The following is a 26,519-nucleotide window of genomic DNA, read 5'->3' as shown; positions in this document are numbered from 1 at the left end:
ATCGTATGCTTGGTTGCGTAGCCCTATCCCTTTCCGATCATGGACAAGAATGCCTCCGCAGAAGCCGGCTTGCCGTTCCACATGACCTTGCGCGACGGGCGGCAAGTGGTGCTGCGCCCGATCCGGGTGCAGGACAAGGCCGGCCTGCTGGCAGCCTTTCACCGCCTGTCCGAGGATTCGCGTTATACGCGCTTCATGGCTTCGATGCGCGAGTTGCCCGACGCCATGCTCGAGTCGGCAACGCACCCGGTGGCGGGACGAGAGTTCGCGCTGGTCGCCGTGGCCGACGACGGGGAAGCCGGGACCATCGTCGGCGGCGCACGCTACGCCGCAGGTCCGGGTAGCGATACCTGCGAGTTTGCCGTGACGGTCGCCGACGACTGGCATGGCGTCGGGTTGGCAAAGTGCCTGATGCAGAGCCTGATCGGCGTTGCCCGTGCTGCCGGCTACCGGAACATGGAGGGCTTTGTGCTCGCCTCGAATACTTCGATGCGAGGGCTTGCCCGCAAGCTGGGCTTCGTCGATACCGTCTGCCCCGATGACGGCACACTGCGCGTGGTCACGCTTGGCCTGGCTGAGGTGCCGGGGCCTGCGTGAGTCGGGGACAGATAAGGGACGCCGGCATCGCAAGGTCGAGGGAGTCCTCGCGAGCAACGATGGTGATATCGTGCCAGGCTCGGTGCTCGATACCACCGGCCGGCGCAAGACGCGCGTGGCCTTTCCCGCAAACCCATCGTGACCTGCATCTTCCGCTTCGCTTGTTACTGCCTGGCAGCCGCCGGCCTCGCCTTCCTGAACACCGCACATGCCACCGACATCGACTGCGATCCCTCGGCCACACCTGCCGCACCCACGCAGGCGCGGCGGCTGATCTGCGAATCCGCGCTGTTTTCCATGGGCTACCAACGCATCTATGCCGACCAGCAGCGGCTGCTCAAGGCAGGATCGATTACCGAGGCAGACATCGCAGCGTTCCGGAGGAAACGGGACAGTTGCGATTCCGCATCGTGCCTGGACACCGTCTTCCGGGAATGGAGAGCATTCGCGAGCCAGGCCCAACGCAAGCAGTAATTCAAGCACCTCGGCAATCCGCGGCTTGCCTTCAGGACCAGAAGGTTGGCAGTGTCCACGAACCTGAATGGTTCACGTCAAAGCCGCCAGCAGCACGTTTTGCGCAGCCTCGCCGTCATGCGGTGACCGGCGCTCGTATTTTCCGTCCGGCATCATCTGCCAGGCGTCGCAGCGGTCCGACAAATACGCTGTCAAGCCTTCCGCGATCACGCGCTGCTTCAGCCTGGTGTCGAGGATGGGAAAGCAGATCTCTATCCGCCGGGAGAGGCTCCGTTCCATCCATTCGCCGCTGGAGAGCAAGACCTTCTCTGCCCCGCCATCGTGAAAATAGAAGATGCGCGAGTGCTCGAGAAACCGGCCCATGATCGATTTCACCTCGATATTCGTCGACAGGCCCGCCACGCCGGGGCGCAGCGCACAGGCGCCTCTGATAATCAGGTCGATACGCACCCCGTCACGTGAAGCATCGTACAGGGCCTGAATCAGGTCCGGCTCCAGCAATGCATTCATCTTGGCGATGATCAACCCCTTGCCGCCGGATCTGGCGTGCTCGGCCTCGCACCGGATCGCGGCAAGCAATGCCTTCTTCATGGTGAACGGTGATTGCCAGATATGGGTCAGGCTGTTGGTCTGGCCAAGACCGGTCAACTGGCTGAATACCTGGGCCACATCCTGCGTCAGCGACTCGTTGCAGGTCAGCAGGCCAAAGTCCGTATAGGTGCGCGTTGTCTGGCTGTGATAGTTCCCTGTGCCGAGATGCGCATAGCGCCTGAGTTTTCCGCCTTCGCGCCGTAATACCAGCACCATCTTGGCGTGTGCCTTGAAGCCAACGACCCCGTAGATGACATGCGCGCCGACTGCCTCCAGTTGCGCAGCCCAACCGATATTGGCCTCTTCATCGAAGCGGGCCAGCAGTTCCACCACGACAGTGACTTCCTTGCCGTTGCGCGCCGCCTCGATCAGTGCCGACAGCAGGACCGAGTCATGGCCCGCCCGATAGACCGTCTGGCGGATTGCCACCACATCGGGATCCTGCGCCGCCTGCCTGACAAAATCCACCACCGGTGCAAAGGACTGGAAGGGATGATGCAGCAGGATGTCGCTTTCGCGGATGGCGTGGAAGATGTCCGCATGCTCCTGCAAGGCCTTGGGCACGCCGGGCCGGAAAGGCTTGTACTTCAGTTCCGGACGATCGACCTGATCCGGCACCTGCAGCAGGCGCACCAGGTTGACCGGCCCGTTGACCGAGAACACCTCGCTGGTCGACAAGCCGAATTGTTCCTGCAGGAACGCAGTCATCGCCGGGGTGCAGTTGTCGGCCACCTCAAGCCTGACCGCATCTCCGAGATGACGGTGCGGTAGTTCGCCTTGCAGCGCCTCGCGCAGATTCTTGACTTCTTCCTCGTCGACAAACAGCTCGCTGTTGCGGGTCACGCGAAACTGATAGCAGCCGCGAACCGTCATGCCACTGAACAATTCTCCGACGTGGGCATGAAGGATGGACGAAAGGAAAACAAAGCCATGCTGGCACTCGGAAACATCAGATGGCAGTGCAATGACACGCGGCAGCGCCCGCGGCGCCTGCACGATGGCATAGCCCGAGTTGCGCCCGAACGCATCCTTGCCCTCCAGTTCGACGGCAAAATTCAGGCTCTTGTTCAGGACGCGCGGAAACGGATGCGCCGGGTCCAGGCCGATGGGGGTAAGCACCGGCATCAGCTCGGCAAAGAAAAAGTCCCGGATCCATGCCGCCTGCACTGGATTCCACGAGGGGCGCCGCAGGAAACAGATCTCCTGCCCGGCCATGGCGGGAATCAGCACGTCATTGAACAGGCAGTACTGCTGATCGACCAGTTCGCGAACCCGTTCGTTGAGCCGTGCGTAGACCTCTTGCGGTGTGAGCCCGTCCGGGCCGGCAACCGGAGACTGGAGCAGGCACTGCTCTTTCAGGGCCGCGACGCGGATCTCATAGAACTCATCCAGGTTGCTGCTGAAGGTACACAGCGCACGCAGGCGCTCAAGCAGCGGCACGGCGGAATCGGCAGCCTGCTGCAAGACGCGGTCGAAAAACTCCAGCTGGCTGAGTTCGCGGTTGATGTAGAGTTCATTGCCATTCAGCATGCCAGCTCGCAGGCGTATTTGTGCGTGGGATGGGATTCATGTTCCATGATATGCGTGCCCACGACGGTCGGCGCGCCGCCGTCGGCAATTCCACATGTGACAGCACCAATCTGTGTGTGCAGCATGAATAACTTGTCATCCACGTTTGGGACGGAGATTCGTCCCGCCAGGCGCATCCACTGCCTAAAATGGTCTGGGCGTGCCCACTGGAGTAAGCAATGACACATGAAATGCCGCCGTTTACCGAGACCACCCCGGCAGGACTGAGGAGCTTGATCGATCATATCGAAGCTGCCGCCGCGGCCGGTCACCTTGACCCGGAGTTTGTGCGCAAGCTGGGCAAGCGCATTGCGAAGGAGCTGGAGGAGATGAGAGCCACCAAGCTACGTAGCGACAGCGAACTTGCAGGGCTGGAAGCGAGCGTAGCGGCCCTGACTCATGCCGCCGACAGTAAGGACGGCGCCAGGCTGACCAGGTCGCTGCAGAGGCTGCGGGAGCACGAGATACCCGCCGGTGAGGGGAAACCTAACTGAAAGGCCTTCGATAGCCCCTGATTTCTTTGCTCCTCTCGTCAGGCAGCAATACTGGATCCGACGAGGAGCAGGCGAGGTTGGCGGATTCCCTGTCCGCTCCATGCCACTTGCCGAAATCAAAATTATTAAGTAAATAGCCCATTCTCTCTCGTGGACGCTTTCGTGGAAAAAAGCGACCACCGGTTTCATATGGCACGCGCACGAGACCTCGCAACCGTGATCCGCAAACTCCTTCGACAGGCATCGTATTGAGCGATCTGACCGGCAACAGGGAAGACACCGCCATGGCGCCTGAACGGCTGAAGCAGGCGCGCCTGACCCGCATGCGGATCACCGCCACTTGCCTGCTGGCCGCCATGATCGGCTTGCTGATCGTCAGCGTCATGTTGCAGCGCGACTATCCTGCCCTGGCATGGCTGCGCGCCTTTGCCGAGGCGGGCACCGTCGGCGCCATCGCCGACTGGTACGCCGTAGTGGCACTGTTCCGGCATCCTTTCGGCATTCCGGTCCCGCACACCGCCATCATTGCGCGGAACCAGGAGCGGATTGCCAAAGGACTGGGCAGTTTCGTCGAGCAGAATTTCCTGACACCGGCAATCGTGGTCGACAGGCTCCGCAGCCAGAACACGGCCGCAGCGGTTGCCGCCTGGCTGGCCAGGCCGGAGAACAGCCGAATCATCGCCGATTCCGTCGCAAGTTCGGTTCCCGCATTGCTGGGCAGCCTCAACGACAAGCAAGTTGCGCGGCTCTTCGAACGCACGGTGGTGCCGCAACTGCGCACGCTGGATGTGTCCCGCCTTGCCGGCAATGTCCTGACGATCCTGACTGAAGGCGGCCGCCACCAGCCGTTGTTGAATCACGGGCTGCGGGCGCTGGAGCGCTGGCTCGTGGCGAACTCGGATGTGGTCAAGGCAAAGTTCGGCGAGGCGTCCAGGTACACGCCTGCCCTGCTCGACCGGTATATCGTCAACAAGTTTGTGGAAGGCATCATTGCGCTGCTGCATGAAGTCGTGGCGCATCCTCATCACGAGCTGCGCCAGCAGTTCGACGCCGCCATCCAGGACATGATCGGCAAGCTGCAGACCTCCGACGATTACCGGCGCGTTGGCAAGACCTGGATGCGGGACTGCATCCGGTATCTCAGGCGCGAGGACTACTACCGGATTCTCTGGGAGCGAGTCCGGGCCCGCCTGAACGCCGATATCGCCAGCGAGCGGTCATTGAGCCGCGACACGATCGCCGGCACGCTGGCCTCGCTCGGCAAATCCGTCTCGGAGGATCCAGCCATCCAGCAGAAACTCAATGCATGGTGGCTGGATCTCGTTCGCACCGTGGTGCTTCGCTACGGCCGCCATATCTCCGCGCTGATCACCGAAGTGGTGCAGAGCTGGAACGCCCAAGAAGTCAGCCGGAAGATCGAGGCGGAGATCGGGCCGGACCTCCAGTACATACGGATCAACGGCACCTTCGTCGGTGGCGCCGTTGGCGTACTGCTCCATGCGGGAGCGCTGCTGCTGGCTTAGGACGCCGCCAGGCATGTCTATCGGGGCCGTTCGACGCGACGGAAGCGCTTCCAGAGCTGCTTCTGCCTTGGCCGGTCCGCTTCGCGCTGGGCGGCCAGGAACCCTCGCGCATAGGCCGCGCCCGCCGCCACCGCCTCGTGCCTGTGCTGAAGCTTGCTGAGCAGGCCATCGGCCACCGCGATATCGTTGCCCCAGCCCAGGTCGTCTTGCAGCCGAGACAACGCCTTGTGATACCCGCGCAATGACTTCTGCGGCAGCAGGGACGCAAAGAACTCGGTTGCGTACCGCAGCTTCTTTGCCGCGATACGGGCCCGATGTCGACGCTGCGCGTCCAGCTTGTGCAGTCCCCGGCCCCTGCGCACCAGCTTGCGATGCCGCTTGCGCAGCGTATCGCGCGCGAATTTGGTCACGGGCGCCGCCATTGCCTTCGACGGCTCCTGTTCATTGCGCCACGCTGCCGAAGCCACCCACCGGTTCAGCTCGATGGCGAGCTTCGCGTAACGGGCTGAAGAGACCGCTTCCGCGGCGGCCTGGCGCCGCTGCGCTGCGATGTCCTGGGCACGCTGCCGCACACGGCCCAGGTCGGCCTGTGTACTTTCCTCCGCCACGATCTTCGGGAGCGTCGAGTGGGCAAGGACTTCCCAGTCCCTGGACTCGCCAAGCTCCCCGGCGATCCATTGGATCTCGTCCTGGAGTGCATCCGGACATGCCAGCACCGGCGAGAACATGTCTAGAGCGGAGCGAAGCCGCCGCAGCCCCACACGCATCTGGTGCACGCCCTCGGCCGAACGTCCCGATGCCACGGCAGCTTCGTTGCCGTGTACCTGCGCCAGGCAATTCTCTGCAATGCTGCGGAAGGCGGCTTCCACGCTGTCTTTCGGATCCAGTTCGAGCGGCGACGCGCGTACGGCCGCCAGCTTCTCGCAAACCAGCAGCCCATAGCCACGATCGCCCTTGCTCATGAAGCTCAGGCGCAGCGGAACCACTTGAAGGATCTGCGCGGCCAGCGCATAGAGCTGGGCGGGATCGCCCTCCTTGAGTTCCATTTCGAACTCGAGCACGGGTTGGCTGGCTTCGCCCGCACTGACCACGCCCCGGTCGATCGCCAGCTCGACTTCGTCTCCTTCTGGCAGTTTCAGCGGGACGACGGTGCGACTGATGTCCGCCGAGAACACCGGCGCCAGCCGCTCGTCCAGCCCGTTTGCGTCAAAGATCCTTCGGACACAGGCGTCCTTCGGCACCAGCTTGTGCAATTTCGTCGTATCGGGCTGCCAGCCGGCGACTTGCGATTCATATTCCTCGCGCTGGAACAAGCCGGCACCACGCTCGCCCACGGACTTCAGTGTCTGGACCAGGTGGTCACCGTCGTTACGCACGCGCAGGGAAGCATGGCGGCGACGCAGATCCAGTTCCGGCGTGTCGAAGTACTGGCTTTTCAGCGCCGCCTCGTGCCGTTGCCCGCCCTGCATGGACTGCAGCAGCGGCAGATCCCGTACGCGACCGGCCTGGTCGGCCGACAGTTCAAACTTCAGTTCCCGCTCCATGGTGTCACCTCCATGAAGCTATGTTAGGCGTCGTGGGCCCAGGGCGCGCGACCCGCGTTCAGACCCTTGCCCGATGCGACGCCGCCGTCGCCATCGCGCTATGGTGTGCAGCATCAGGAACAGGCGTCGCTACATCACCAGCTTGTTGAAGCTTTCTTCCAGCATCGGAACACCGATCAACGCGCCGTGGATCCCGATGGATCTCCAGCACCTCCATGATCTCGTGTTGCGTAGCGCCATGACGAATGGCATTGCGCATATGTGTCTTTATGCCGGGCTTGTACAAATGCGTTGCTGCAGCACCCAGTGCACAGAGCACGAGTTCTGGATGATGTCCCCGATCAGCTGGACCCGACGCTCCTGCGTCAGGCCGGCTTTAATGTGGCATTCAATGAACGGCAAGATTGTCTCCTCGAATCCATTATTTCAGGCGGCTGATCAATGCTTTGTCGTTGGCCGCGCCTTCGACGTATTCCGGAAGATGCTCGCCGTGCTCGACGAAGTTGATGCCACGGCCTTCACGAATCACGAAGAAAATGTCGTCCTTCGTCTCTCCGGTCGCCTCACTGACCACACGTAGCAGGCCCGCCGCAAGCTGCCGCTTCTGCTCGTCGGTCCTGCCAAATCGCATATCACAAGAAATAAGGGCCATCTGTCTCTCCTGAGCCTGTGTCGTTACTGGATTCCCCGGTGTTTCGCCGGGAACTTTGGTGTCGGACTCACCTTCGCCATGAGTTGCATCAACTCAGAAATCGAATGCTCATCCAATGTCGAGACCAGATGAATGATCTGGCCTCGAAGCGCTTCATCGGCATATGGCTCGCTCAGCCAATGGAATTTCTCGACCGCGCGCTCCCAGCTGAGCGGATTGCCGAGACCGCCTTCAAAACCGACGTGCTCGGCAGACAACTCGCGGCCGTCCTTGCACCGGATCGTCACCCTGGTGTTCAGCGCCTGGGGATACTGGGCGGTGAATGCCGGATCGGGACGCACGGTGACCTTTTTCAGCAGTGCCTGCGCATCGGCTGCCTGCACGCGCTCGGGCTCCAGCTGGGCAGCCCTACCTGGTCGTCGAGCAGGGCGGCTGCGATCAGGTATTTGAGGTTGTAGTCCGCTTGCTCTTTGGTCTGCGGATGATCCTTGGGACCGAAGGCGCCACCGCCCGCGATGTCGAAGCCCGTCTGGAAGATGTCACACACCACTTGCTCGACGTCTTCACTTTTCACGTTGTTCTTGCGCTTGAGCGCAAGCGTGGCCTCGAGCACTGGCTGGCCGTGGATCAGCGAGCAGTACTTCTTCATCACGGACTGGAAGATGATCTCGAGCCGCTGATCCTCCCAATCGACGTCAATTGGCTGGTCGAACATCCGGACCAGGCCGTTGGGCCCTTCAAACAGGCGAAGCGGACCGGTGAACCCGCGCTTTGCAAGCGACACCGCATAGACCGCGCGCATGCCAGTGATGCCCGGGGAGAATCCCTTCCATTGCGAGACCGGCTCGGAATGAACGCAGGTCAACGAAATGTTGTCCACGGTGGCGATCGCTATCGCATGGGCGAGTTGCTCCTGATCCAGGCCAAACAGCTTGCCCGACCCGGCCGCCGCTGAAACTGCGAGCTGGATAGCGTGATTGAAGCCCTTTGCCATCACCGGAACGACTGCCGTAATACGCCCCTGGATCTCATACGCTACCGCCAGCGCGAGCATGAAGTCCTCGCCGCTCGCGGACACATGCACTGCCGCCGCCAGGATGGCGCCGAAATTGTCGCTGGGGTGGCAAAGCCCGCCCGGCGACATGTAGCTGTCCAACAGATCGACGTAGCGGACTAGGCCGGAGTTGTACAAGGCGGCCTGGTCAGGCGATGTCTTGCCGCCGCCGATCAGCGAGCACGAACCCGAGCCACGGTATTCATCGAACTGCTCTCGCAGTGCCTTGAACGGGGTGCCAGGAAGCGCCGCAATCGCACAGCCGAGACTGTCGAGGATATTGCGCTTGAACAGATGGCGAGCCTGCGGGGTGAGTTGATTCGCTCGCGCGTTCGAAGCGAACGTTCCAATACGTTGAACCGTGGTGGGTGCAGTCATGTCTGGAAGCTGTCTCTTTAGGAGTGTCCAATCGCAACAAGTGTGATTGCTCTGGCAACAAAGCGTCACGCCTTGGAGACGAAGTTTGGACCGTTCCAGAAGAGAAGCAAGCGAGGATATTGCATAGGGTTATCTATCGCGCAGATAGCCCCTCTGCTCCCCGATATGTCGGGTCGGAATGCGATGCTGCGCGCCGCCGGCAAGGGCCGGCCGCGCGCATTACCTCCAGACTGCATTGCAAAACAACCTTATTGAATCTTCAGGGAAGGCCTTTTCAGTTGTGCAAATTTGTCCGGTTTAATCGATATTCCCGGACGCAAGGCGTGAGCGGCACCGGGCATGTACGCCGCGCGCCTGCACGAAGAAATCCGTCCCAAGTTGCTTGAGACCGTCCGGGAAATCGAGCGCAGCCTCGGGCAAGGCGCGCGCGAGCCGCAAGCCGAACGAGCGGCACTGAGTCAGTCGCTCTGACGCGGACGTCAGAACAACTGCTTGTTCGCGTCGTAGTGGACCACGATCTCGTTCATGGCGGCGAGCAGCGCCTCCGCGCCACCGGGAAGCGCCTGCTCGACCGCGCGCATATAGCCCAGTAGCTGGTTCTTGGCCATCTCGGCGACTTCCATCGTGATGCCTTCGTCGTCGTGAAGAATCACATAGGAACGCGCGAACCCATACACCAGGAAGTAGGCGGCCGCATGCGACGGATCGCTTTTCATCAGTGTCGGCATGCTCTCCTTGACCCTGAGGAAGGCATCGGTGCCCGGTACGCTTGCATTGAACTGCTCGGTGACAGTGCTGAACGTCATGGTGGTCATCGCTGGTTTTGAAGAAGGAGGATGGAACGAACTGAATTCAAACCTGCTGGAGCATGCGCCGCAGCAGCGCCGCACCGTCAGCCCCCTTGTAGGCTCGCTGCCACAGGGACTCAACCATGTGCGTGTACAGGGCAACGGCTTCGGGCGCGGCGGTCACGGAAGCGATGCCGGATGAGATGTTCGGGAACTCGCCGAAGCGGAACGGGCTGACCGCCACATAGGATCCGCTCGGGCGCTCGAAGACCTGAAAGGTCGCGTTCGGCATGCTCTCGTCGACGATGCCGATCTGCATCCCGATGGGCTGCTTCTCCAGCAGTTCGGCAATGCGCTCGACCTCCGCACGCGCCGCGAGCGACCGCTCCATCCTGGTGGCAGGCGGCAGGTCCATTTTGCCGACAAGTCCGAAATGGACGAAGCGCTCCAGTTCGCGCAGCCCGATCAGGCTGACGATGGGCGCAGGACTCGACACGAACGAGCGCTTGCGCTCCTGCAGCAGCTCCATCATGGCCCGGATGCGCTTGTCATCGAGGTGGTCGCCGCTTTCCCGCAGCATCTGCTCCAGATAGCGGTCGTAGTCGGGAGAAGTGAGCAGGAAGGAAATGGGCTCGAAGTGCGCCAGAATCCGGGTCGCGCCCTGTTCCAGCTGGCGCATGCGCTCGATATAGGCCAGCGCCGACGGATAGTATTCCGTCCCCGCCCCCAAAAGCGACGCGAGCGAGGTGTCAAGGATGCCCGCCAGCTTCTCCAGCGTCTCAATTTTTACAATCTCGCCCTTTTCCATGCGGTAGACCGCGGCGCGCGAGATCCCCAGCACTTCGGCAATTTGCTCGGCACGCAGCTCCGCGCCCAGGCGATAAGCCCGCAGGCGGGCGCCAATGGCCTCGAAATCGATCATTCCGGCTGCGGTGGCACGACGATCCATCACTGTCTCAATAATTAGATTGCTGTCACTATAGCACGCTGGCGCGGGACAGCAATGGCCTCTTTTTGCGGACTCGGGAGATACCCTGATCCCATCAGAAATTCCTTGCCATGGCTATCGGGGACGAATAGTCTAAAAAAAAAGATTTCCACTGCATGACGCCCGGTTGTACGCCCCAGGTCGGCTACCGGACGCAGGTGCAGTGGTTTTTTAGATGCCATCGGTCTAAAAAAGGAGACAGACATGACAAAGCATCCGCCTTCCGCGCCAGCACCCCACTCCCCAGGCGCCCGATAAGCCCCAGCCGCAGCAAGTCACGACTACGATATCCAGAGGACTGTTCCCCATGGAAGCAAACGCCAAAGCATCGATGGCCCCCGCCGGTGCAATTCCTGAAGAAAAGACGTCGCCCTATGCCTGGAAGGCCCTGGCCGGGTCTGCCATTGGCTACGCAATGGACGGCTTCGACCTGCTCATCCTGGGCTTCATGCTGCCCGCCATCAGCGCAGCGCTGCTGCTGAACACCAGCCAGTCCGGCGCGCTGGTGACCTGGACGCTGGTAGGCGCCGTCGCCGGCGGCATCATCTTCGGCTCGCTCAGCGACCGGTACGGCCGCGTGCGCGTGCTGACCTGGACCATCGTGCTGTTTGCGGTGTTCACCGGCATGTGTGCGTTTGCGCAAGGATTCTGGGACCTGCTGATCTACCGGACCATCGCCGGTATCGGCCTCGGCGGGGAGTTCGGCATCGGCATGGCGCTGGCGGCCGAAGCGTGGCCGGCCAGCAAACGGGCACGCGTCTCGTCCTATGTCGCGCTGGGATGGCAGGCGGGGGTGCTGATGGCGGCACTGCTGACGCCGCTGCTGCTGCCGGTCGTCGGCTGGCGCGGTATGTTCCTGATCGGCGTGCTGCCGGCCTTCGTTGCCTGGTTTGTGCGCAACCGCCTGCACGAGCCGGAAGTCTTCGTGCGCAGCACAAGAACCGAGAAGAAAGCCAACGCCTTCAGGCTGCTGGTCGCGGACAGGCGCACCACGCGGACCAGCCTGGGCATCGTCATCCTCTGCTCGGTCCAGAACTTCGGCTACTACGGGATCATGATCTGGCTGCCGACATACCTGTCGAAGGCGCTTGGTTTCTCGCTGACCAAGTCCGCGTTGTGGACCTCGGTGACCATCGTCGGCATGATGATCGGCGTCTATATCTTCGGGCACCTGGCCGACCGCATCGGCCGCAAGCCCACCTTCCTGATCTTCCAGGCGGGTGCCGTGGCCATGGTCCTCACTTACGCAAAGCTGTCGGACCCGACGACGATGTTGTGGGCAGGCGCCGTCATGGGCATGTTCGTCAACGGCATGATCGGCGGATACGGCGCGCTGATCTCCGAGGCGTACCCGACCGCCGCCCGCGCTACAGCCCAGAACGTGCTGTTCAACATCGGCCGGGCCGTTGGCGGCCTGGGCCCCATCGTGGTCGGCGCGCTCGCTGCCACCTACTCGTTCCAGGTCGCGATCGCCTTGCTCGCCAGCATCTATGTGCTGGACATGCTTGCGACCTTCTTCCTTATCCCTGAACTCAAGGGCGTCGAGCTGGAATAACAGCACGCAATGCCGCGCTCCCATTGCGCGAGCGCGGCGGTTTCAAATCAGCAGGAGTCATCATGTCAGCAACCGTGTGCGGTGGGCGCAGCAGCGCCACCGTCGCTTCCTATCGCTGCCGGGTAGTCGAGCACTACTGGGTCAACCAGCGCTACAAGTACATTCGCCTGGCGTCGGACGCGCCGATCGCCACCATGACCAGGCCCGGGCAGTTCTATCAGCTCAAATGCCCCAGCACCGGTGACGAGGAACCGTTCCTGCTCCGGCCCATGAGCGTGTACGGCGCCGGCCCGGCCGACGGCACCATCGAATTCCTCTACAACGTGACCGGCGTCGGCACGCGCGCCATGTCGACCCTGCTGGTCGATGGCGAGATGGATATCGTGGGCCCGCTGGGCAATACCTTTACTTTCGCCCCGTCCTTCCGGCGCATCCTGGTCGTGGCCCGCGGTGTCGGCCTGGCCACGATGGCACCGCTGATCCGGCAAGCCGCGGACGCAGGCGTCGCCATCACTGCGGTGATGTCGGCGCGCAGCCGCGACGACCTGATGGAGAAAGAGTTCCTGCGCGGCGCTGCCGCCGAGGTCCACACCGTCTTCGACGCCGACGGTACGTCTTCGGTCGAAACCGTTGCAGTGCTGCTGCGCGAGCTGATCGACGCACAGCGGCCCGATGCGGTCTACACATGTGGCTCGCATAGACTGTTGATGCTGCTCCAGCGCATCCTCGGCGACTACCCCGCCGTCAGGGGAGAGGTGGCCATGGAGCAACGGATGGCCTGTGGCATGGGCGTATGCCTGTCCTGCGTGCGCCTGTTCGACTGCGAGGGCGACAAGCAGTTTCTCAGGGTCTGCCGTGAAGGCCCGGTGTTTCCGATTCGCGAAGTGGTTGGGGAGGTGGATTTTGGCTAATCTGACTGTACGGGTCGGCGACCTGACGCTGCGCAATCCCGTGATGCCCGCCTCCGGCTGCTTCGCGATCGAGTACCGCGAAGCGATGGACCTCAACCAGCTTGGCGCCCTGGTGATCAAGAGCGTTTCGCCGAAGTCCCGCGCCGGGAATCCCACGCCCCGCGTTGCGGAAGTCCACAGCGGCATGCTGAATTCCATCGGCATTCCAAGCAAGGGACTCGACTACTACCGCGGCAGCGTGCTGCCGCCCTACACGCAATACGACACACCGGTCGTGGTCTCGATCTCCGCCGACACGGCGGAAGAGTTCGCGCTGGCTTGCGAGGAGATGTCGCTGCCGGAAGTCGCGGCCATCGAGGCCAATATCTCCTGCCCCAACCTCGAGGCCGACGGCATGGCCTTTGCCATGCTGCCGGAGACCACCTACAAGGCAGTCTCCGCGATCCGCCGCCGCACCAGGCATCCGTTCTGGGTCAAGCTGACCCCGAACGCCAGCAATATCGCCGCCGTGGCGCGGGCCGCCGAGGACGCTGGCGCCGACGCCATCGTCATGGGCAACACCGTGCTCGGGATGGCGATCGACATCCGCACGCGCAAGCCCAGGCTTGGCAACGTCATGGGCGGCATGTCGGGCCCAGCGATCAAGCCGATTGCGCTGCGGCTGGTCCATCAGTGCTATCGCGCGGTGCGCATTCCCATCATCGGCTGCGGGGGCATCCAGAACGCGGACGACGCCGTCGAGTTCATGCTTGCCGGTGCCAGCGCGGTCCAGGTGGGCACCGCCTCGTTCCGTGACCCTGGCGTGATGCAGAAGATCATCGACGGGCTCCATGCCTATTGCGAAGAGACGGGCACCGCGGCGATCCGTGACCTCACCGGACAGGTGAAGCTCGACCGTCAACTGAGCGACCGCTGGTTGCGCTTCGCGCAGCAGTCGGGCTGAGCCGGCAGCCATCCTCCCGGACCAGGCCGCGTCACGCTCTCGCGTGGCGCCACCAATCATGCTGGACATGTCATGGATATTCTGGAACTAAAGCCCGTCGCGGAACAGCTCTTCCGGGACATACGCGAGCTATCGTTTGACGGCGTTGGCGTGACGCGCGACAGCTACGGCGCGGGGGAAACGGCAGTGGCCGAATACCTGCGGCGTTTCGCCGAAGGTCATGGCCTGCGCGTAGAGGCCGACCGCGCGGCCAACCTCGTATTCCGACTCCCGGAGTCGGAGGCGAGCGCGCCCGCGGCCTGGGTTGGGTCTCACATGGACTCCGTGCCCAGGGGCGGCAACTACGATGGCCTCGCGGGCATCGTGGCCGGGTTGCTCTGCCTGCTCGGCCAGAAGCAAAGCGGGACGTACTCGCCGGTACCACTGAAGGTGATTGCTTTCCGCGGGGAAGAAAGCGCCTGGTTCGGCAAGGCCTATATGGGCTCGGGCGCTGCGCTAGGCAAGCTGACGGCTGACGACCTGGCACTGGGACATCGCCAGACCGGCCAGACGCTCGGCGCAGCCATGGCTGCCGCAGGCGCAGATGTTCAAGCGGTCACGAACCAGGAGGTGCTGTTCGATAAATCCGCCGCCGCGGCCTATCTCGAGTTGCATATCGAGCAGGGTCCGGTCATGGTGGCGCGCCAGCTGCCGCTTGCCGTGGTCCCCGGCATCCGCGGCAATGTGCGGCACAACCGGGTCACCTGCGTCGGTGAGCCGGGGCACTCCGGCGCAGTGCCGCGCTGGCTGCGCAAGGACGCGATGTTCGCGGTGGCGGACCTGATCACGCGCCTGGACGAACACTGGAAGGCGCTGCTGGAACGCGGCATCGACCTGGTAGTGACGACCGGCATCGTGTCCACCAGCCCGGAAGAGCATTCCATTTCCCGCATCCCCGACACCGTGCACTTCAGCTTCGAAGCCCGCAGCAAGAGCGCCGAGACGCTCGAAGGCTTCTATCAGTTGTTCCGCACCGAATGCAAGGCGATCGCGCGGGACCGGGGCGTTCGCTTCGAGTTTGACCGACGTATCGATGCCGCGCCCGCCGTGATGGACGGCCGGCTCTCCGACCTGCTGACCGAGCAATGCAAGCGGGAGAACCTCCCCACCGAACTGGTACCGAGCGGCGCCGGCCACGACGCGTCATTGTTCGCGAACGCCGGCATCCCCACCGGCATGCTGTTCGTGCGCAACGAGCATGGCTCGCACAACCCGGACGAAGCCATGGACATCGACGACTTCATGCTGGGCGTCAAGGTCCTGTCCAACACCATTTCGAGCCTGTAAGGCCCACGAAGTCCCGGATATCCCCAATGCCTGAGACCCTGACCATCCGCCGCCCCGACGACTGGCACCTCCACCTGCGCGACGGCGACACGCTTGCCGCGGTGCTGCCGCATACGGCACGGCAGTTCGCCCGCGCCGTCGTGATGCCTAACCTGAAGCCGCCGGTGACAACGATCGCGGCTGCCATTGCCTATCGCGAACGTATCCTCGCGGCACTGCCGCCGGGCGCACGCTTTACGCCGTTGATGACCTGCTACCTCTGCGACAGCACCCGCCCTGCGGAGATCCGCGAGGGCTTCGAGGCAGGCGTCTTTAGCGCCGTGAAACTGTACCCCGCCGGGGCCACGACCCACTCGGAGTACGGCGTGACCTCGATCGAGCGCGTGTCCGCCGTGCTCGCCATCATGCAGGAGCTTGGAATGCCTCTGCTGGTCCATGGCGAGAGCACCGACCCGGCGGTGGATGTATTCGACCGGGAAGCCGTGTTTATCCGCCGCACCTTGCGCCCGCTGCTGGCGGCGTTTCCACGCCTGAAGGTCGTGCTGGAACATATCACCACCGAAGACGCGGCCGACCTCGTCATGCGCGATGACAGCGCAAGGCTGGCAGCAACCATCACGCCCCAGCACCTGATGCTGAACCGTAATGCCATGTTCACCGGGGGCATTCGCCCGCACTATTACTGCCTGCCTGTGCTCAAGCGCGAGCAACACCGCCTCGCGCTGCGGCGGGCAGCGACATCAGGGTCCCCGTCCTTCTTCCTCGGCACGGATTCGGCGCCCCACGACACTTCCGCCAAGGAGGCCGCCTGCGGCTGTGCCGGGATCTTCAGTGCGCCAACCGCGTTGGAGGCCTATCTCACCGTGTTCGAGGAGGAGAACGCCATGGCACGGTTCGAAGGCTTCGCCAGCGAGCACGGCGCACGCTTCTATGGCCTCCCGCTCAACGAAGGCACCGTCATCCTGCACCGGACCCGTACCCGCGTCGCCGGATCGGTATCCCTTCCCGACGGCAAGCGCATCCAGCCCTTCCTGGCGGGCGAGACGCTGGAATGGACACTGGCATCGCCTAGTCTGTAGATATCACCAAGCTGCAGGGAGCCCCTGATGAACACCCCCACATTCCGCATCGAATCCGACCTGCTAGGCGAGCGCGACGTGCCCGCCGACGCCTACTACGGCGTCCACACGCTCCGGGCCGTCGAGAACTTCCAGATCTCCGGTACGCCGATCTCGGCCTACCCCAACCTGATCCTCGCACTGGCAGCGGTCAAGCAGGCCGCGGCGGAGGCCAATGCCGAGCTTGGGCTGCTGCCGGTCCCACTCAGGGATGCGATCATCGCGGCCTGCCAGGAAGTGCGGGAAGGCAAGTTCCACGACCAGTTCGTTGTCGACACCATCCAGGGCGGGGCCGGGACCTCGACCAACATGAACGCCAACGAGGTCATCTGCAACCGTGCCCTGGAGATTCTGGGCCATAAGCGCGGCGAGTACGCTTACCTGCACCCCAACGAGCACGTCAACATGGCGCAGAGCACCAATGACGTGTATCCCACCGCGCTGCGCATCGCGACGTTCTTCGCCATCGGGCATCTGCTCGAAGCGATGGAAGTCCTGCGGGCCGCCTTCCACGACAAGGCAGTGGAGTTCGCCGGCCTGCTCAAGCTCGGCCGCACGCAACTCCAGGACGCCGTGCCCATGACCCTGGGCCAGGAGTTCTCCACTTACGCCGTGATGCTGGAAGAGGACATGGCGCGTCTGCGTGAAGCCTCCGCGCTGATTCGCGAAGTCAATCTCGGCGCCACCGCCATCGGCACCGGCATTACCGCCCACCCGGATTACGCCGCCAAGGCCACCGCGGCCTTGAGCCGGATCACGGGCATCGAGCTGCTCACCGCCCCGAACCTGGTGGAGGCAACCCAGGACTGTGGCGCCTTCGTGCAGATTTCCGGGGTACTGAAGCGCATCGCCGTGAAGCTGTCCAAGACGTGCAACGACCTGCGCCTGTTGTCGAGCGGGCCGCGCGCGGGCTTTGGCGAGATCAACCTGCCACCGATGCAAGCCGGCTCCTCCATCATGCCGGGCAAGGTAAATCCGGTGATCCCGGAGGTTGTGAACCAGATTGCCTTCGAGGTCTTCGGCAACGATACGGTCGTGACGTTCGCCGCGGAAGCCGGGCAACTGCAGCTCAACGCCTTCGAGCCCGTGATTGCCGCGAGCCTGTTCCGCAGCTTCAAGCATCTCACCAATGGCTGCTTCACCCTCGCGGAGAAATGCATCAAGGGCATTACCGCGAACCCTGAGCGGCTGCGGGAAACGATCGAGCGCTCGATCGCGCTCGTCACGGCGCTGAACCCCATCATCGGCTACAAGAACGCCACCGCGGTGGCCGCAGAGGCGTTTGCCAACAACACCAACATCCGCGATGTGGTGCTGCGCCGCAAGCTGATGACAGCAGCCGAGCTCGATGAAGCCCTGCGCCCCGAGGCATTGACACAGCCCCGGGTCTATCCGTCCAACCCTCCGCGCGAGGGCGGTCCAGCCAGATGAATTGGAATTGCCATATGTCATTGAGTCGCAATGAACTGACCCTGGGCACCTCCGTCGCCCAGGCCTTGCTGGATGCCGGCTGCATTGCACGAGCTGGCGTCGTTCCTTGCCAACCCCGCCGGCTGGTCCCAGGCGCATGGGGGGCATCGGCGCGACATAACGCCACCGGTCTCCTGAAGGCACTGACGGTAGCCGTCTGAAGGGAAGAAGTACACCGCGCGGCAATCTCGTGGGCGTCATCAGCACGGTCCGCGGCCACCGCTTGCCGCTGCCCCGGCAGTGATCTAGCGCCTTTTTACACCCATCCCCGTCGCTGTGGCTGGCGGCCATCTCATGGCCGCCACGGGCTCCCTTTTCCTTATTTCAACCAACTACATATCAATACGAGGAGACATCATGGCCAAAAGACCGCGCAACGCTGCACTGTGCACCGCCCTGCTGACAGCGGGACTAGGCTTCAATGCCAATGCGCAATCGAGCGTGACGCTGTACGGGCAAGTCGATTCCTACATCGGCAGCACACGCGCCGCGGGCGGGGAACGCGCCTTGGTCGTCGGTGCAGGCGGTATGCAGACGTCCTACTGGGGGATGAAGGGCGTCGAGGATCTTGGGAGCGGCATGCGTGCCATCTTCGACCTGAACGGGTTCTACCGCGTCGATACGGGGCGATCCGGCAGATCGGATACTGACGGCTTCTTCACCCGCAGCGCCTTCGTGGGCCTGCAGAGCAATCGCTACGGTACGGTCAAGCTGGGCCGCAACACCACGCCATACTTCCTGTCGACGATCCTGTTCAACCCGCTGGTCGATTCGTACGCGTTCGGGCCATCGATCTTTCATACCTACAAGGCCGCCACCAACGGACAGGTCTACGACCCCGGCATCATTGGCGACTCCGGCTGGTCGAACTCCGTCGTGTACTCGACGCCGACGTTCGGCGGCCTGACCGCCAACCTCATCTACGCCTTCGGCGAGCAGGCCGGCAGTACCGGCCAGAGCAAGTGGGGCGGAAACCTGACCTATTTCAACGGCGCATTCGGAGCCACGGCAGCGTTCCAGCAAGTCAAGTTCAATGCGACACCAGGAGACGTCACCGCTCCCAGCGCCCTGGTTGGCTTCAACAAGCAGAATGCGGCCCAGGTCGGACTGTCTTACGATTTCAAGGTGGTCAAGATGTTTGCCCAGGGTCAGTACATCAAGACCGATATCAATGGGGGCGCGGGCGACATCAGACACACGAACGCCCAGCTCGGCGCCTCGGTTCCCCTTGGCGCTGGCAGCGTCTTGCTGTCATACGCGTACGGCCGGACCAGGCATGGCACTAACGACTTCAGCAGGAATACCGCGGCAATCGCCTATGACTACAACCTGTCAAAGCGCACCGACTTGTACGCGGCCTACTTTTACGACAAGCTGACTTCCCAATCCCATGGCGATGCGTTCGGGGTGGGGATGCGGCATCGCTTCTGAGCCTTGCGTTCCTAAGCCAGCGCCACCTCCCCCGTCATCGCCAACTGCCAGCTAGGCGGGCTGCCAATGCTCGCCGTCAGGTGCGTGCAGAAGGCCTTGACCTTGGCGCTGGCGTGCTGCGTCGCGCGCAGCAGGTAGATGCCCCCCTGCGCTTGCGGCAACAGCCCGTCTAGCGTGAGTTCCACCAGGCGGCCCGCGCCGATATCCGGGCCCACCGACCAGTCTGGCATCAGCGCGATGCCGAGCCCCTGGAGCACAGACAGCCGGCGCGCGTCACAGTCATCGCACTCGAGCGCAAAGGTTGCCTGTGCGCTGTGCGCCGGTGTCAGCAATTCCCGCCAGCCGCGCATGCTGGTGCTGTGGCCACGATCGATGAGGCGGTGCCGCCTGAGTTCATCCGCATGGACGGGGCGTCCATGTTGCGCCAGGTAGGCGGGGGTCGCACAGATGATGTAGCGCTGATCGGATATGCATCGTGCAATCAGCGAGCTGTCGGCCTGCTGGCCGACACGTATCACAACGTCGAAGCGTTCCACCACGGGATCCACCACGCGCTCGGTCAGCGCCAGCTCCACGGTCAGGCGCGGGTATTGCGCGTAGAGCGCGCCCAGGTGCGGCACCACGTGGCGCCGGCCGAAGGCGGGAAGGCACGCTACCCGCACCAGGCCACTGACGCCCTGCTCCAGCGCGGTGACGGCGTCGCGCGTATCGCTGAGTTCATGCAGGATGCGCGTGGCCCGCGCGAACAGCAGGTCGCCGGCGTCGGTGCGGACCAGCGCCCGGGTGGACCGCGTGAACAGCGGCACGCCGAGCTCCCGCTCCAGCGTGTCGATCTGGCGGGCGACCGACGACGCGACCATGCCGCGCTGGCGAGCCACGGCCGAGAAGCTGCCAGACTGCGCGACTTCGACAAAGATGGCCAGGTTTTCGGCGAAGCGAGCGGATTCCATTTTTGCGATCCTCGCAAAGGCGTTGCGCGAGCACATCAGCTTCCCGCGTGTATGGCGGCGAGTTTAACATTCGACTGGCCAACGCAACCGGCGAGCTTTGGCGAAATAAGCAAAAGTGAAGCGCCGGACATATCAAGACCGACAACGGAGCCGATCCCGATGGAGACAACTGCAAAGATGACGATGCCCCACGTCCGGCGACGCCTGACGGCCGCTGGCATGCTCGCCGCGATCGCCGTGGCGATGGCCGCGCCCGCCAGCGCTCGCGCCGAGAGCTGGCCCGCCAAACCCGTGACGCTGATCGTGCCCTATGCGGCAGGTGGCACGGTCGACAAGGTCGCCCGCCAGGTCCAGGACGGACTGCGCAAGCGGCTGGCGCAGCCCGTGATGATCGACAACCGCGCTGGCGCAGGCGGCACCATCGGCACCGGGCAGATCGCGCGCAGTGCTGCGGACGGCTACACCATCGGCATGGTGTTCGATGCCTTCGCCACCGAGCCTTATATCTATCCCAAACTGCCGTACGCCTCGCACAAGGACCTGACCGGCGTCTCGTACATGGTGCGCTCGCCGATGGTGCTGGTCGTCCCTGCCAGTTCGCCTTACAAGACGCTGCAAGACTACGTGGCGGCGGCGAAGAAGCCAAACGCCGTGTCTTACGCGTCGGTGGGTGCGGGCAGTTCCAACCAGCTGGTGGCCGAACTGTTCCATGAAGCGGCCGGCACCAGCGGGATCCATACCCCGTACAAGGGCGGCGGTCCGGCGATCAATGACCTGCTCGGCAGCCACGTCGATTCGATGATCGCCAGCCTGCCGCTGGTGTTGCCGTACGTACAGGCCGGCAAGCTGCGCGCGCTGGCCGTGACCGCGCGGCAACGCGATGCGCGACTGCCAGCCGTACCGGCAGTGGCCGAAGCCTACAAGGGGTTCGAGGCCTATTCCTGGGTGGCGATGATCGCGCCGGCAAAGACGCCGCCGAACGTGGTCGGCAAGCTCGCGGCCGAGGTCAACGCCACGCTGCGCGATCCCGCGATTGCCAAGCTACTTGCGGACGGCGGCTTCGAAGTCATTGCGGGGGATGCCGCGCAGGCCAACAAGCTGATCCAGGAAGAATCCGCACGCTGGGGCCGGCTGATCAAGGCTCGCCATATCGCAACGGAATAGGTGCTCGCCCATCATGCAACCGTTTATCTACCAGACTCACCCGCAACGCATCGTTTTCCGTCCCGGCGCGCTCGCGGCGCTGGGCGAAGAGGTCGACACCCTCGGTGCCGGCAAGGTGCTGGTGCTTTGCACACCGGCGCAACGCGACCTGGCCGAACGTGCGGCGGCGGTGCTGGGCGCGCGCTGCGCCGGCATCTTCGACGGCGCGGTCATGCATGTGCCGGTGGAACAGGCGCGCCTGGCGCGCTCGACCGCGGCTGAACTTGGCGCCGATTGCGTGGTGGCGATCGGCGGCGGCTCGACCATCGGACTGGGCAAGGCCATCGCCCTCGAATCGGCGCTGCCGATCGTTGCCGTGCCGACGACCTATGCCGGATCGGAGATGACGCCGATCTACGGCATGACCGAGGGCGGGCTCAAGCGCACGGGCCGCAATGCGCGGGTGCTGCCGCGCACTGTGATCTACGATCCCGACCTGTCTCTCGGCCTGCCGGTTCCGGTCAGCGTGACCAGCGGGATCAACGCCATCGCCCATGCCGCCGAAGGGCTGTACGCCGCGGACCGCAACCCGGTCAGCGAATGGATGTGCCGCGACGGCATCGCGGCGCTGGGCCGCGCCCTGCCCGTCATCGCACGGGGCAGCGGGCAGGATGACGCAGAGGTGCTGGCGGCGCGCGGCGATGCGCTCTATGGGGCCTGGCTCTGTGGCGCCGTGCTGGGCAGCGTCGGGGTAGGCCTGCACCACAAGCTTTGCCACACGCTTGGAGGCACCTACAACCTGCCCCATGCCGAGGTGCACACGATCGTGCTGCCGCATGCACTGGGCTACAACGCGCCGGCGGCGCCGGAAGCCATGGCGGCCGTCGCGGCCGCGCTGGGACGCGACAGCGTCAGCGGTGCGCAGGCGGTGTTTGACCTGGCGGCTTCGCTGGGCGCACCCGTTGCGCTGCGCGATATCGGCATGCGCGAGGAAGATCTCGATCGTGCATGCGAGCTGGCGCTGCGTGAACAGTATCCCAATCCACGCCCGCTGGACGCTGCCGGCATCCGGCAGCTGCTGGATGATGCCTTTCATGGGCGGCGACCCGGCTGATGCCGGTCACACCCGGCCTGCGGCAAGGCGGCGGGCCGGCGCCCATTAACAATCGATTACATATACCCGGATCTGTTTGCACTATCCTCCGCAGCCAAAATGACGCCGCGGCCAAACCCTTGCTGCCGGGCGCCCAATGACACGGATGGAGGAGAACGCATGAAAACGATCCACTCGCTTTCCCTGATGGCAATGGCCATGATGGCTGCCGCCTCGGGAACCGCTCACGCGCAGCATGTTGTCGGCGGGATGGGCGAGGAAGTCAGGATTGGCGCTTTTTCCGGCCCGGCGCACGGCAACGGGAATCGGGGCCTGTCGGATAGTCGCGCATTCAATGCGGCGAAGCGGGACAAGGGACGCACGCGGAGCACCGAGCGCCATGATGCGCGCCCGGGCACCGTGCGCGCACCGGCATCCTCGCTGCCGGGCAGGCATTTGCCCTAGCCGACCGGAGACGAGCGCCCGCCGGTTCGGGCGTCATGCCCCGGGCCTGCCCTTCTCCGTCTTTTCCCGCTTCTCGCCTCCCAACGTCATTCGGGCTTCACGCCCGCATCCTGGATAACCTTCTCCCAGCGCACCTTCTCCGCCTGTACGAAGCGCGCGCTCTGTTCCCGGCCTTGCGCCATCGGATACGTGCCCAGGTCCTTCAAGCGCTCGATGAAGGCAGGCTGCGCCAGACTGCTGCTCACCGCCCTGTTGATCTCGTCGAGCACGGCAACCGGCGTGCCCTTGGGCGCAAACATCGCGAACCAGCCCTTGGCGACCAGTCCGGGTGCCACGTCCTTCGCCAGCGGAATGCCATCCAGTCCAGGCAGTGCGGTGTCGGAGGTGACCGCCAGCGCCTTCAGCCGGCCGCTGCGCACCAGCGGCACCAATGGTGCGATACCGTCGACATAGACCGGCACATCGCCCTTCACCACGGCCTGGATCGCCTGGGTGGTGCCGCTGAAACTGACCTGCCGAAACTTCGTCTTCTGCAACTGGCCCATCATCTCGGCGGTCAGGTGCGGCACGGAGCCGCGGGTCGGGCTGCCAATGGTGATGTCGTCCGGGCGCGCCTTGCCTGCCTTGAGCACATCGGCAAGGCTCTGGTACCCGGCCTTGGGGTCGGCGACGAACATCATCGGCGTGTAGGCCAGGGTGGCGGCCACCTCCGTGTCGCGCTGGATGTCGAACTTCGCTTCCTTGTACATCATCGGCGTGATGACGGCGGCGGCGGCATGGAACAGGCCCAGCGTGTAGCCGTCGGGGGCCGATTGCCGCAGCGCGCTCATCGCCACGATGCCGTTGCCGCCGGGGCGGTTCTCGACGATGACCTGTTGCTTCCAGGTTGCCGTCAGCCGCTCGGCCACCTGCCGGGCAATGATGTCGGGGGCGCTGCCCGCGATCGATGGCACGACGATGCGCACCATCTTGCCCGGATAGCCGGCAGCATTGGCAGTGGCTGCGGCACTGAACCCGGCCAGAAGAAGCAGCCCGAGGCAGGCGCGACGTTTCATGTTGTCTCCCGTATGTAGCACATCGTCGCCGGGGGCGTCATTGGCGATGCATATTTGATATAGCGTCAATTAATTCTAATTTAATTGGTGTCATCTCAAATAAGGACTTACCACTACCGGACCTCGCTGCATGCGAGCAAAGTCAGGGCGGCGTCACGAACGACGCGCCCTGGCGGAATGGGACAACGAGGAAAGGGAGATCAGGCGGCCTTGCTGCGCGGCTTGCGTGCCGGCTGGCGGTTCTGCTGCTTCCACGCTTCTATGCCGTCGAGCGTGATGCGCAAGCCCTCCTCGAAGGCGATATCGGAGGAGAGCCGGGAAAAAGCCTTGCTGACAAAGCGCGCGCCAGGATATTGCAGCTCGGACGCGGAATCGAGCTTCTTCTCGATAAAGCCCTGGTGGTATACGGGCAGCTGGCGCGATGCTTCCGCCATGCTGGCGGAGACCAGATACTGCGCGATCAGGTGGTAACCCAGCGCCACCTGCTCCGCGGTAAAGCCGCCCTGCATGATCGCCGACGTCATGCGATTGAAGAGCTCCATGCCGTAGTCGGTCTCACCCGGTGCCACGTCCTGGAACAGGCGGAAGCGGTTGTGCGACGCGACATAGATGCTGACGCCGGGATTCTCCACCGCCACTTCGAAGCTCAGCCGCGCGATGGCTTCGACATCGGCGCGCCAGTCCCCGGTCAGCGACGGCAGGCGCCCTACCCGCTGGCGGTAGTAGTCGTTGAGCACGCCGGAAACCAGCTGGTCCCGGCCGCCGAGGTAATAGTGGATCAGGCCGGGTGCCACGCCGAAGTCCTTGGCCAGCTGCACCATGGAAATCTGGTCCAGCGGCATGGTCTTGGTCAGCTTGATCGCGTGCTGCAGGATGGCCACGCGGCTGAGCATCGGCTCGGCGCCGATGGGCGAGTCGGTCTTGGGCGGCCGCCCACGGCGGCGCGGCGCAGAGGGCACCTCGGGAGCTTTGGGCGCCTTGCTGGCGGCGTCGGCGGAAGACTTGCGGGCGGCGGGCATCCTGGATTTACCGGTCGATGGCACACGGCCGCAGAAAAATTGCGGCCCTGGGAATTCTACCCCGGCGCACCCGCATTCGAAAAATCAGGCGCCGGCCGGCTCCGGCATGCTGCCGGCATGCGCGCAGGACCGCCGATACCTGCCGAGCGACAACGTCAGCACACCCGCCACCAGCAGCATGTAGGGCAGCACCACGAAGGGCACGCCGTAGCTGCCGTGCCGGTCGAACCAGGCACCCAGCCCGATGGGCCCGATCACCGCGCCAAACCCGTAGCCGGAGAACGCGACGCCGAACAGCGCACCGAACGACCGCAGCCCGAAGTACGACCGGACCAGGTAGGAGATCAGGTCGCCTTCCGCCCCGATCGTCAGGCCGATCAGCGTCGCCGCCACCAGCAGCATCTGGTAGTCGTTGCTCGAACCGAGCAGGTAGATGCCGGCCGCGCCGCCGATAAAGAAGACACAGGCAACGAACGGCGCATGGATGCGGTCGATCAGGATACCGGTCAGGATCCGGCCGATCAGCAGGCCGACACCGACCATCGAGGCACTGCGTGCGGCGTCGGCGGGATTGAAGCCCTTGTCCGCAAACATGGCTGGCAGGTGCGGGCCCAGCGACAGCGTGGCCGAAGAGCCGAGCACGAACACACCCCAGATGGCCCAAAGGCGGTAGCTGCGCAGGGCCTGCCTGAGCGGCACGCCTTCCGCCAGCGCTGCCTGCGCTTTCGGTTGGCCAACTCCGGCGGCGCGCCGCTCGCGCAGCAGCGCACAGGCAAGCAGGGACAGCATGATCGAGCCGATGCCCAGCGCCACATAGGCCGTGCGCCAGCCGTACCCGGTCACAAGGTACTGCGCGGTCGCGGGCATCAGCACCGTGCCGGCGCCCAGCCCGCACATCGCAATGCCCAGCGCCAGCCCCAGGCGCCGGTCGAACCATTGCGGGAGCACAGCCAGGTAGCCCAGCACGGATGTCGCCGCACCGAACACCCCCACCACCACCGACAGGCTGACCCACAGCGCCTTGCTGCCGTTCTGCAGCGCCATGCATGCGGTGGCGAGGCCGAACACCAGCGCCGAGACCGAGATCACCTTGCGGATGCCGTAGCGGTCCATCATGGTCCCGACCAGCGGACTGACCACGGCCAGCCCGAACATCGACGCGGCATAGGACAGCGAGGCTTCCGAGCGGCCCCAGCCGAACTCCGCCGCCAGCGGCTTCACGAACACGCCGGCAGTGGCATTGAACAGGGGCGCGTAGCCCGCGAGCATCCCCAGTGCGGCGCCGAGTATGACCGCGACATAGGTCCAGCGCCCGGCCGGGGGCGCCGGTTGGAGGGCAGGCTGCATGGTGGTTGTCTCCGTTTATGGTGTGGCGCCGCCTCTGCGGG

The 26,519-nt window shown here is 64.0% G+C and carries 24 protein-coding genes and 1 pseudogene; 15 read left to right on the top strand and 10 right to left on the bottom strand.

All coding sequences use genetic code 11. The annotated features are described in order from the left end of the window. Positions 1–39: 39 nt before the first annotated feature. Together ABNX08_RS21425 and ABNX08_RS21420 are read left to right on the top strand one after the other, a co-directional pair. The gene (locus tag ABNX08_RS21425; protein WP_022537694.1) at positions 40–597 is read left to right on the top strand and encodes a GNAT family N-acetyltransferase; all 558 of its coding nucleotides are present in this window, start codon (positions 40–42) and stop codon (positions 595–597) included. A 138-nt stretch (positions 598–735) separates the two neighbouring features. Continuing rightward, positions 736–1,071, top strand: coding sequence for a hypothetical protein (locus ABNX08_RS21420; protein WP_022537693.1), 336 nt, complete (start codon positions 736–738; stop codon positions 1,069–1,071). 72 nt (positions 1,072–1,143) lie between these two features. Here ABNX08_RS21420 and ppk1 read toward each other — a convergent pair whose 3' ends face one another. Next, on the bottom strand, positions 1,144–3,192 hold the full coding sequence (gene ppk1 / locus ABNX08_RS21415; protein WP_022537692.1) for a polyphosphate kinase 1: 2,049 nt from the start codon (positions 3,190–3,192) through the stop codon (positions 1,144–1,146). Positions 3,193–3,464: 272 nt separating this feature from the next. Between ppk1 and ABNX08_RS21410 the strand changes: the two genes are divergently transcribed. Both ABNX08_RS21410 and ABNX08_RS21405 read left to right on the top strand, forming a co-directional pair. Then, the gene (locus ABNX08_RS21410; protein WP_374063699.1) at positions 3,465–3,725 is read left to right on the top strand and encodes a hypothetical protein; all 261 of its coding nucleotides are present in this window, start codon (positions 3,465–3,467) and stop codon (positions 3,723–3,725) included. 248 nt (positions 3,726–3,973) lie between these two features. Then, on the top strand, positions 3,974–5,248 hold the full coding sequence (locus ABNX08_RS21405; RefSeq protein WP_022537690.1) for a DUF445 domain-containing protein: 1,275 nt from the start codon (positions 3,974–3,976) through the stop codon (positions 5,246–5,248). Between the two features lie 17 nt (positions 5,249–5,265). On the opposite strand, the gene ABNX08_RS21400 is transcribed toward ABNX08_RS21405, so the two are convergent. From ABNX08_RS21400 to ABNX08_RS21390, 3 genes and pseudogenes are all read right to left on the bottom strand, one after another. Further along, the gene (locus ABNX08_RS21400) at positions 5,266–6,792 is read right to left on the bottom strand and encodes a CYTH and CHAD domain-containing protein (protein ID WP_022537689.1); all 1,527 of its coding nucleotides are present in this window, start codon (positions 6,790–6,792) and stop codon (positions 5,266–5,268) included. A gap of 421 nt (positions 6,793–7,213) precedes the next feature. Further along, the gene (locus ABNX08_RS21395) at positions 7,214–7,444 is read right to left on the bottom strand and encodes a tautomerase family protein (RefSeq protein ID WP_022537687.1); all 231 of its coding nucleotides are present in this window, start codon (positions 7,442–7,444) and stop codon (positions 7,214–7,216) included. Between the two features lie 23 nt (positions 7,445–7,467). Then, a pseudogene (locus ABNX08_RS21390) lies at positions 7,468–8,876 on the bottom strand (MmgE/PrpD family protein). Positions 8,877–9,215: 339 nt separating this feature from the next. Between ABNX08_RS21390 and ABNX08_RS21385 the strand changes: the two are divergent. Continuing rightward, positions 9,216–9,347 (top strand): hypothetical protein, encoded by a 132-nt coding sequence (locus tag ABNX08_RS21385; protein ID WP_022537684.1) that lies wholly within the window; start codon positions 9,216–9,218, stop codon positions 9,345–9,347. 8 nt (positions 9,348–9,355) lie between these two features. Here ABNX08_RS21385 and ABNX08_RS21380 read toward each other — a convergent pair whose 3' ends face one another. Further along, positions 9,356–9,682 (bottom strand): hypothetical protein, encoded by a 327-nt coding sequence (locus tag ABNX08_RS21380; RefSeq protein ID WP_041681929.1) that lies wholly within the window; start codon positions 9,680–9,682, stop codon positions 9,356–9,358. Between the two features lie 46 nt (positions 9,683–9,728). Continuing rightward, a complete protein-coding gene (locus ABNX08_RS21375) occupies positions 9,729–10,613 on the bottom strand; it encodes a helix-turn-helix domain-containing protein (RefSeq protein ID WP_022537682.1) in 885 nt (294 codons plus the stop codon). A gap of 346 nt (positions 10,614–10,959) precedes the next feature. Between ABNX08_RS21375 and ABNX08_RS21370 the strand changes: the two genes are divergently transcribed. From ABNX08_RS21370 to ABNX08_RS21340, 7 genes are all read left to right on the top strand, one after another. Beyond that, positions 10,960–12,207 carry an MFS transporter gene (locus ABNX08_RS21370; protein WP_022537681.1) on the top strand — a complete coding sequence of 416 codons (1,248 nt, stop codon included), beginning with the start codon at positions 10,960–10,962 and terminating at the stop codon, positions 12,205–12,207. Between the two features lie 62 nt (positions 12,208–12,269). Beyond that, positions 12,270–13,118 (top strand): dihydroorotate dehydrogenase electron transfer subunit, encoded by an 849-nt coding sequence (locus tag ABNX08_RS21365; protein ID WP_022537680.1) that lies wholly within the window; start codon positions 12,270–12,272, stop codon positions 13,116–13,118. After that, positions 13,111–14,061 (top strand): dihydroorotate dehydrogenase, encoded by a 951-nt coding sequence (locus tag ABNX08_RS21360; RefSeq protein WP_022537679.1) that lies wholly within the window; start codon positions 13,111–13,113, stop codon positions 14,059–14,061. The genes ABNX08_RS21365 and ABNX08_RS21360 overlap by 8 nt, the downstream gene beginning before the upstream one ends. A 72-nt stretch (positions 14,062–14,133) precedes the next feature. Continuing rightward, complete coding sequence (locus ABNX08_RS21355) at positions 14,134–15,387, top strand: Zn-dependent hydrolase (protein WP_022537678.1); 1,254 nt, start codon at positions 14,134–14,136, stop codon at positions 15,385–15,387. 26 nt (positions 15,388–15,413) lie between these two features. Next, positions 15,414–16,466 (top strand): dihydroorotase, encoded by a 1,053-nt coding sequence (gene pyrC, locus ABNX08_RS21350; protein WP_022537677.1) that lies wholly within the window; start codon positions 15,414–15,416, stop codon positions 16,464–16,466. Positions 16,467–16,493: 27 nt separating this feature from the next. Beyond that, complete coding sequence (gene aspA, locus ABNX08_RS21345; RefSeq protein WP_022537676.1) at positions 16,494–17,936, top strand: aspartate ammonia-lyase; 1,443 nt, start codon at positions 16,494–16,496, stop codon at positions 17,934–17,936. Positions 17,937–18,332: 396 nt separating this feature from the next. After that, complete coding sequence (locus ABNX08_RS21340) at positions 18,333–19,406, top strand: porin (protein WP_022537675.1); 1,074 nt, start codon at positions 18,333–18,335, stop codon at positions 19,404–19,406. Positions 19,407–19,417: 11 nt separating this feature from the next. Here the strand turns inward: ABNX08_RS21340 and ABNX08_RS21335 are convergent, their stop codons facing one another. Further along, positions 19,418–20,356 (bottom strand): LysR family transcriptional regulator, encoded by a 939-nt coding sequence (locus tag ABNX08_RS21335; RefSeq protein WP_022537674.1) that lies wholly within the window; start codon positions 20,354–20,356, stop codon positions 19,418–19,420. 159 nt (positions 20,357–20,515) lie between these two features. On the opposite strand from ABNX08_RS21335, the gene ABNX08_RS21330 reads away from it, so the two are divergent. The 3 genes from ABNX08_RS21330 (at position 20,516) to ABNX08_RS21320 (ending at position 23,057) form a co-directional block, all read left to right on the top strand. After that, positions 20,516–21,520 (top strand): tripartite tricarboxylate transporter substrate-binding protein, encoded by a 1,005-nt coding sequence (locus ABNX08_RS21330; RefSeq protein WP_022537673.1) that lies wholly within the window; start codon positions 20,516–20,518, stop codon positions 21,518–21,520. 13 nt (positions 21,521–21,533) lie between these two features. Then, on the top strand, positions 21,534–22,613 hold the full coding sequence (locus ABNX08_RS21325) for a maleylacetate reductase (RefSeq protein ID WP_022537672.1): 1,080 nt from the start codon (positions 21,534–21,536) through the stop codon (positions 22,611–22,613). 159 nt (positions 22,614–22,772) lie between these two features. After that, positions 22,773–23,057 (top strand): hypothetical protein, encoded by a 285-nt coding sequence (locus ABNX08_RS21320; RefSeq protein WP_022537671.1) that lies wholly within the window; start codon positions 22,773–22,775, stop codon positions 23,055–23,057. A gap of 86 nt (positions 23,058–23,143) precedes the next feature. On the opposite strand, the gene ABNX08_RS21315 is transcribed toward ABNX08_RS21320, so the two are convergent. From ABNX08_RS21315 to ABNX08_RS21305, 3 genes are all read right to left on the bottom strand, one after another. Next, positions 23,144–24,112 (bottom strand): tripartite tricarboxylate transporter substrate binding protein, encoded by a 969-nt coding sequence (locus tag ABNX08_RS21315; protein WP_022537670.1) that lies wholly within the window; start codon positions 24,110–24,112, stop codon positions 23,144–23,146. A gap of 200 nt (positions 24,113–24,312) precedes the next feature. Continuing rightward, the gene (locus ABNX08_RS21310) at positions 24,313–25,131 is read right to left on the bottom strand and encodes a TetR/AcrR family transcriptional regulator (RefSeq protein ID WP_022537669.1); all 819 of its coding nucleotides are present in this window, start codon (positions 25,129–25,131) and stop codon (positions 24,313–24,315) included. Between the two features lie 84 nt (positions 25,132–25,215). Beyond that, positions 25,216–26,478 carry an MFS transporter gene (locus ABNX08_RS21305; RefSeq protein ID WP_022537668.1) on the bottom strand — a complete coding sequence of 421 codons (1,263 nt, stop codon included), beginning with the start codon at positions 26,476–26,478 and terminating at the stop codon, positions 25,216–25,218. Between the last annotated feature and the right edge of the window lie 41 nt (positions 26,479–26,519).

The sequence above is a fragment of the Cupriavidus sp. DF5525 genome (genome assembly GCF_040149425.2).
GTDB classification, from domain to species: Bacteria; Pseudomonadota; Gammaproteobacteria; order Burkholderiales; family Burkholderiaceae; genus Cupriavidus; species Cupriavidus pickettii_A.
This window is presented reverse-complemented; position numbering and strand designations above follow the sequence as displayed.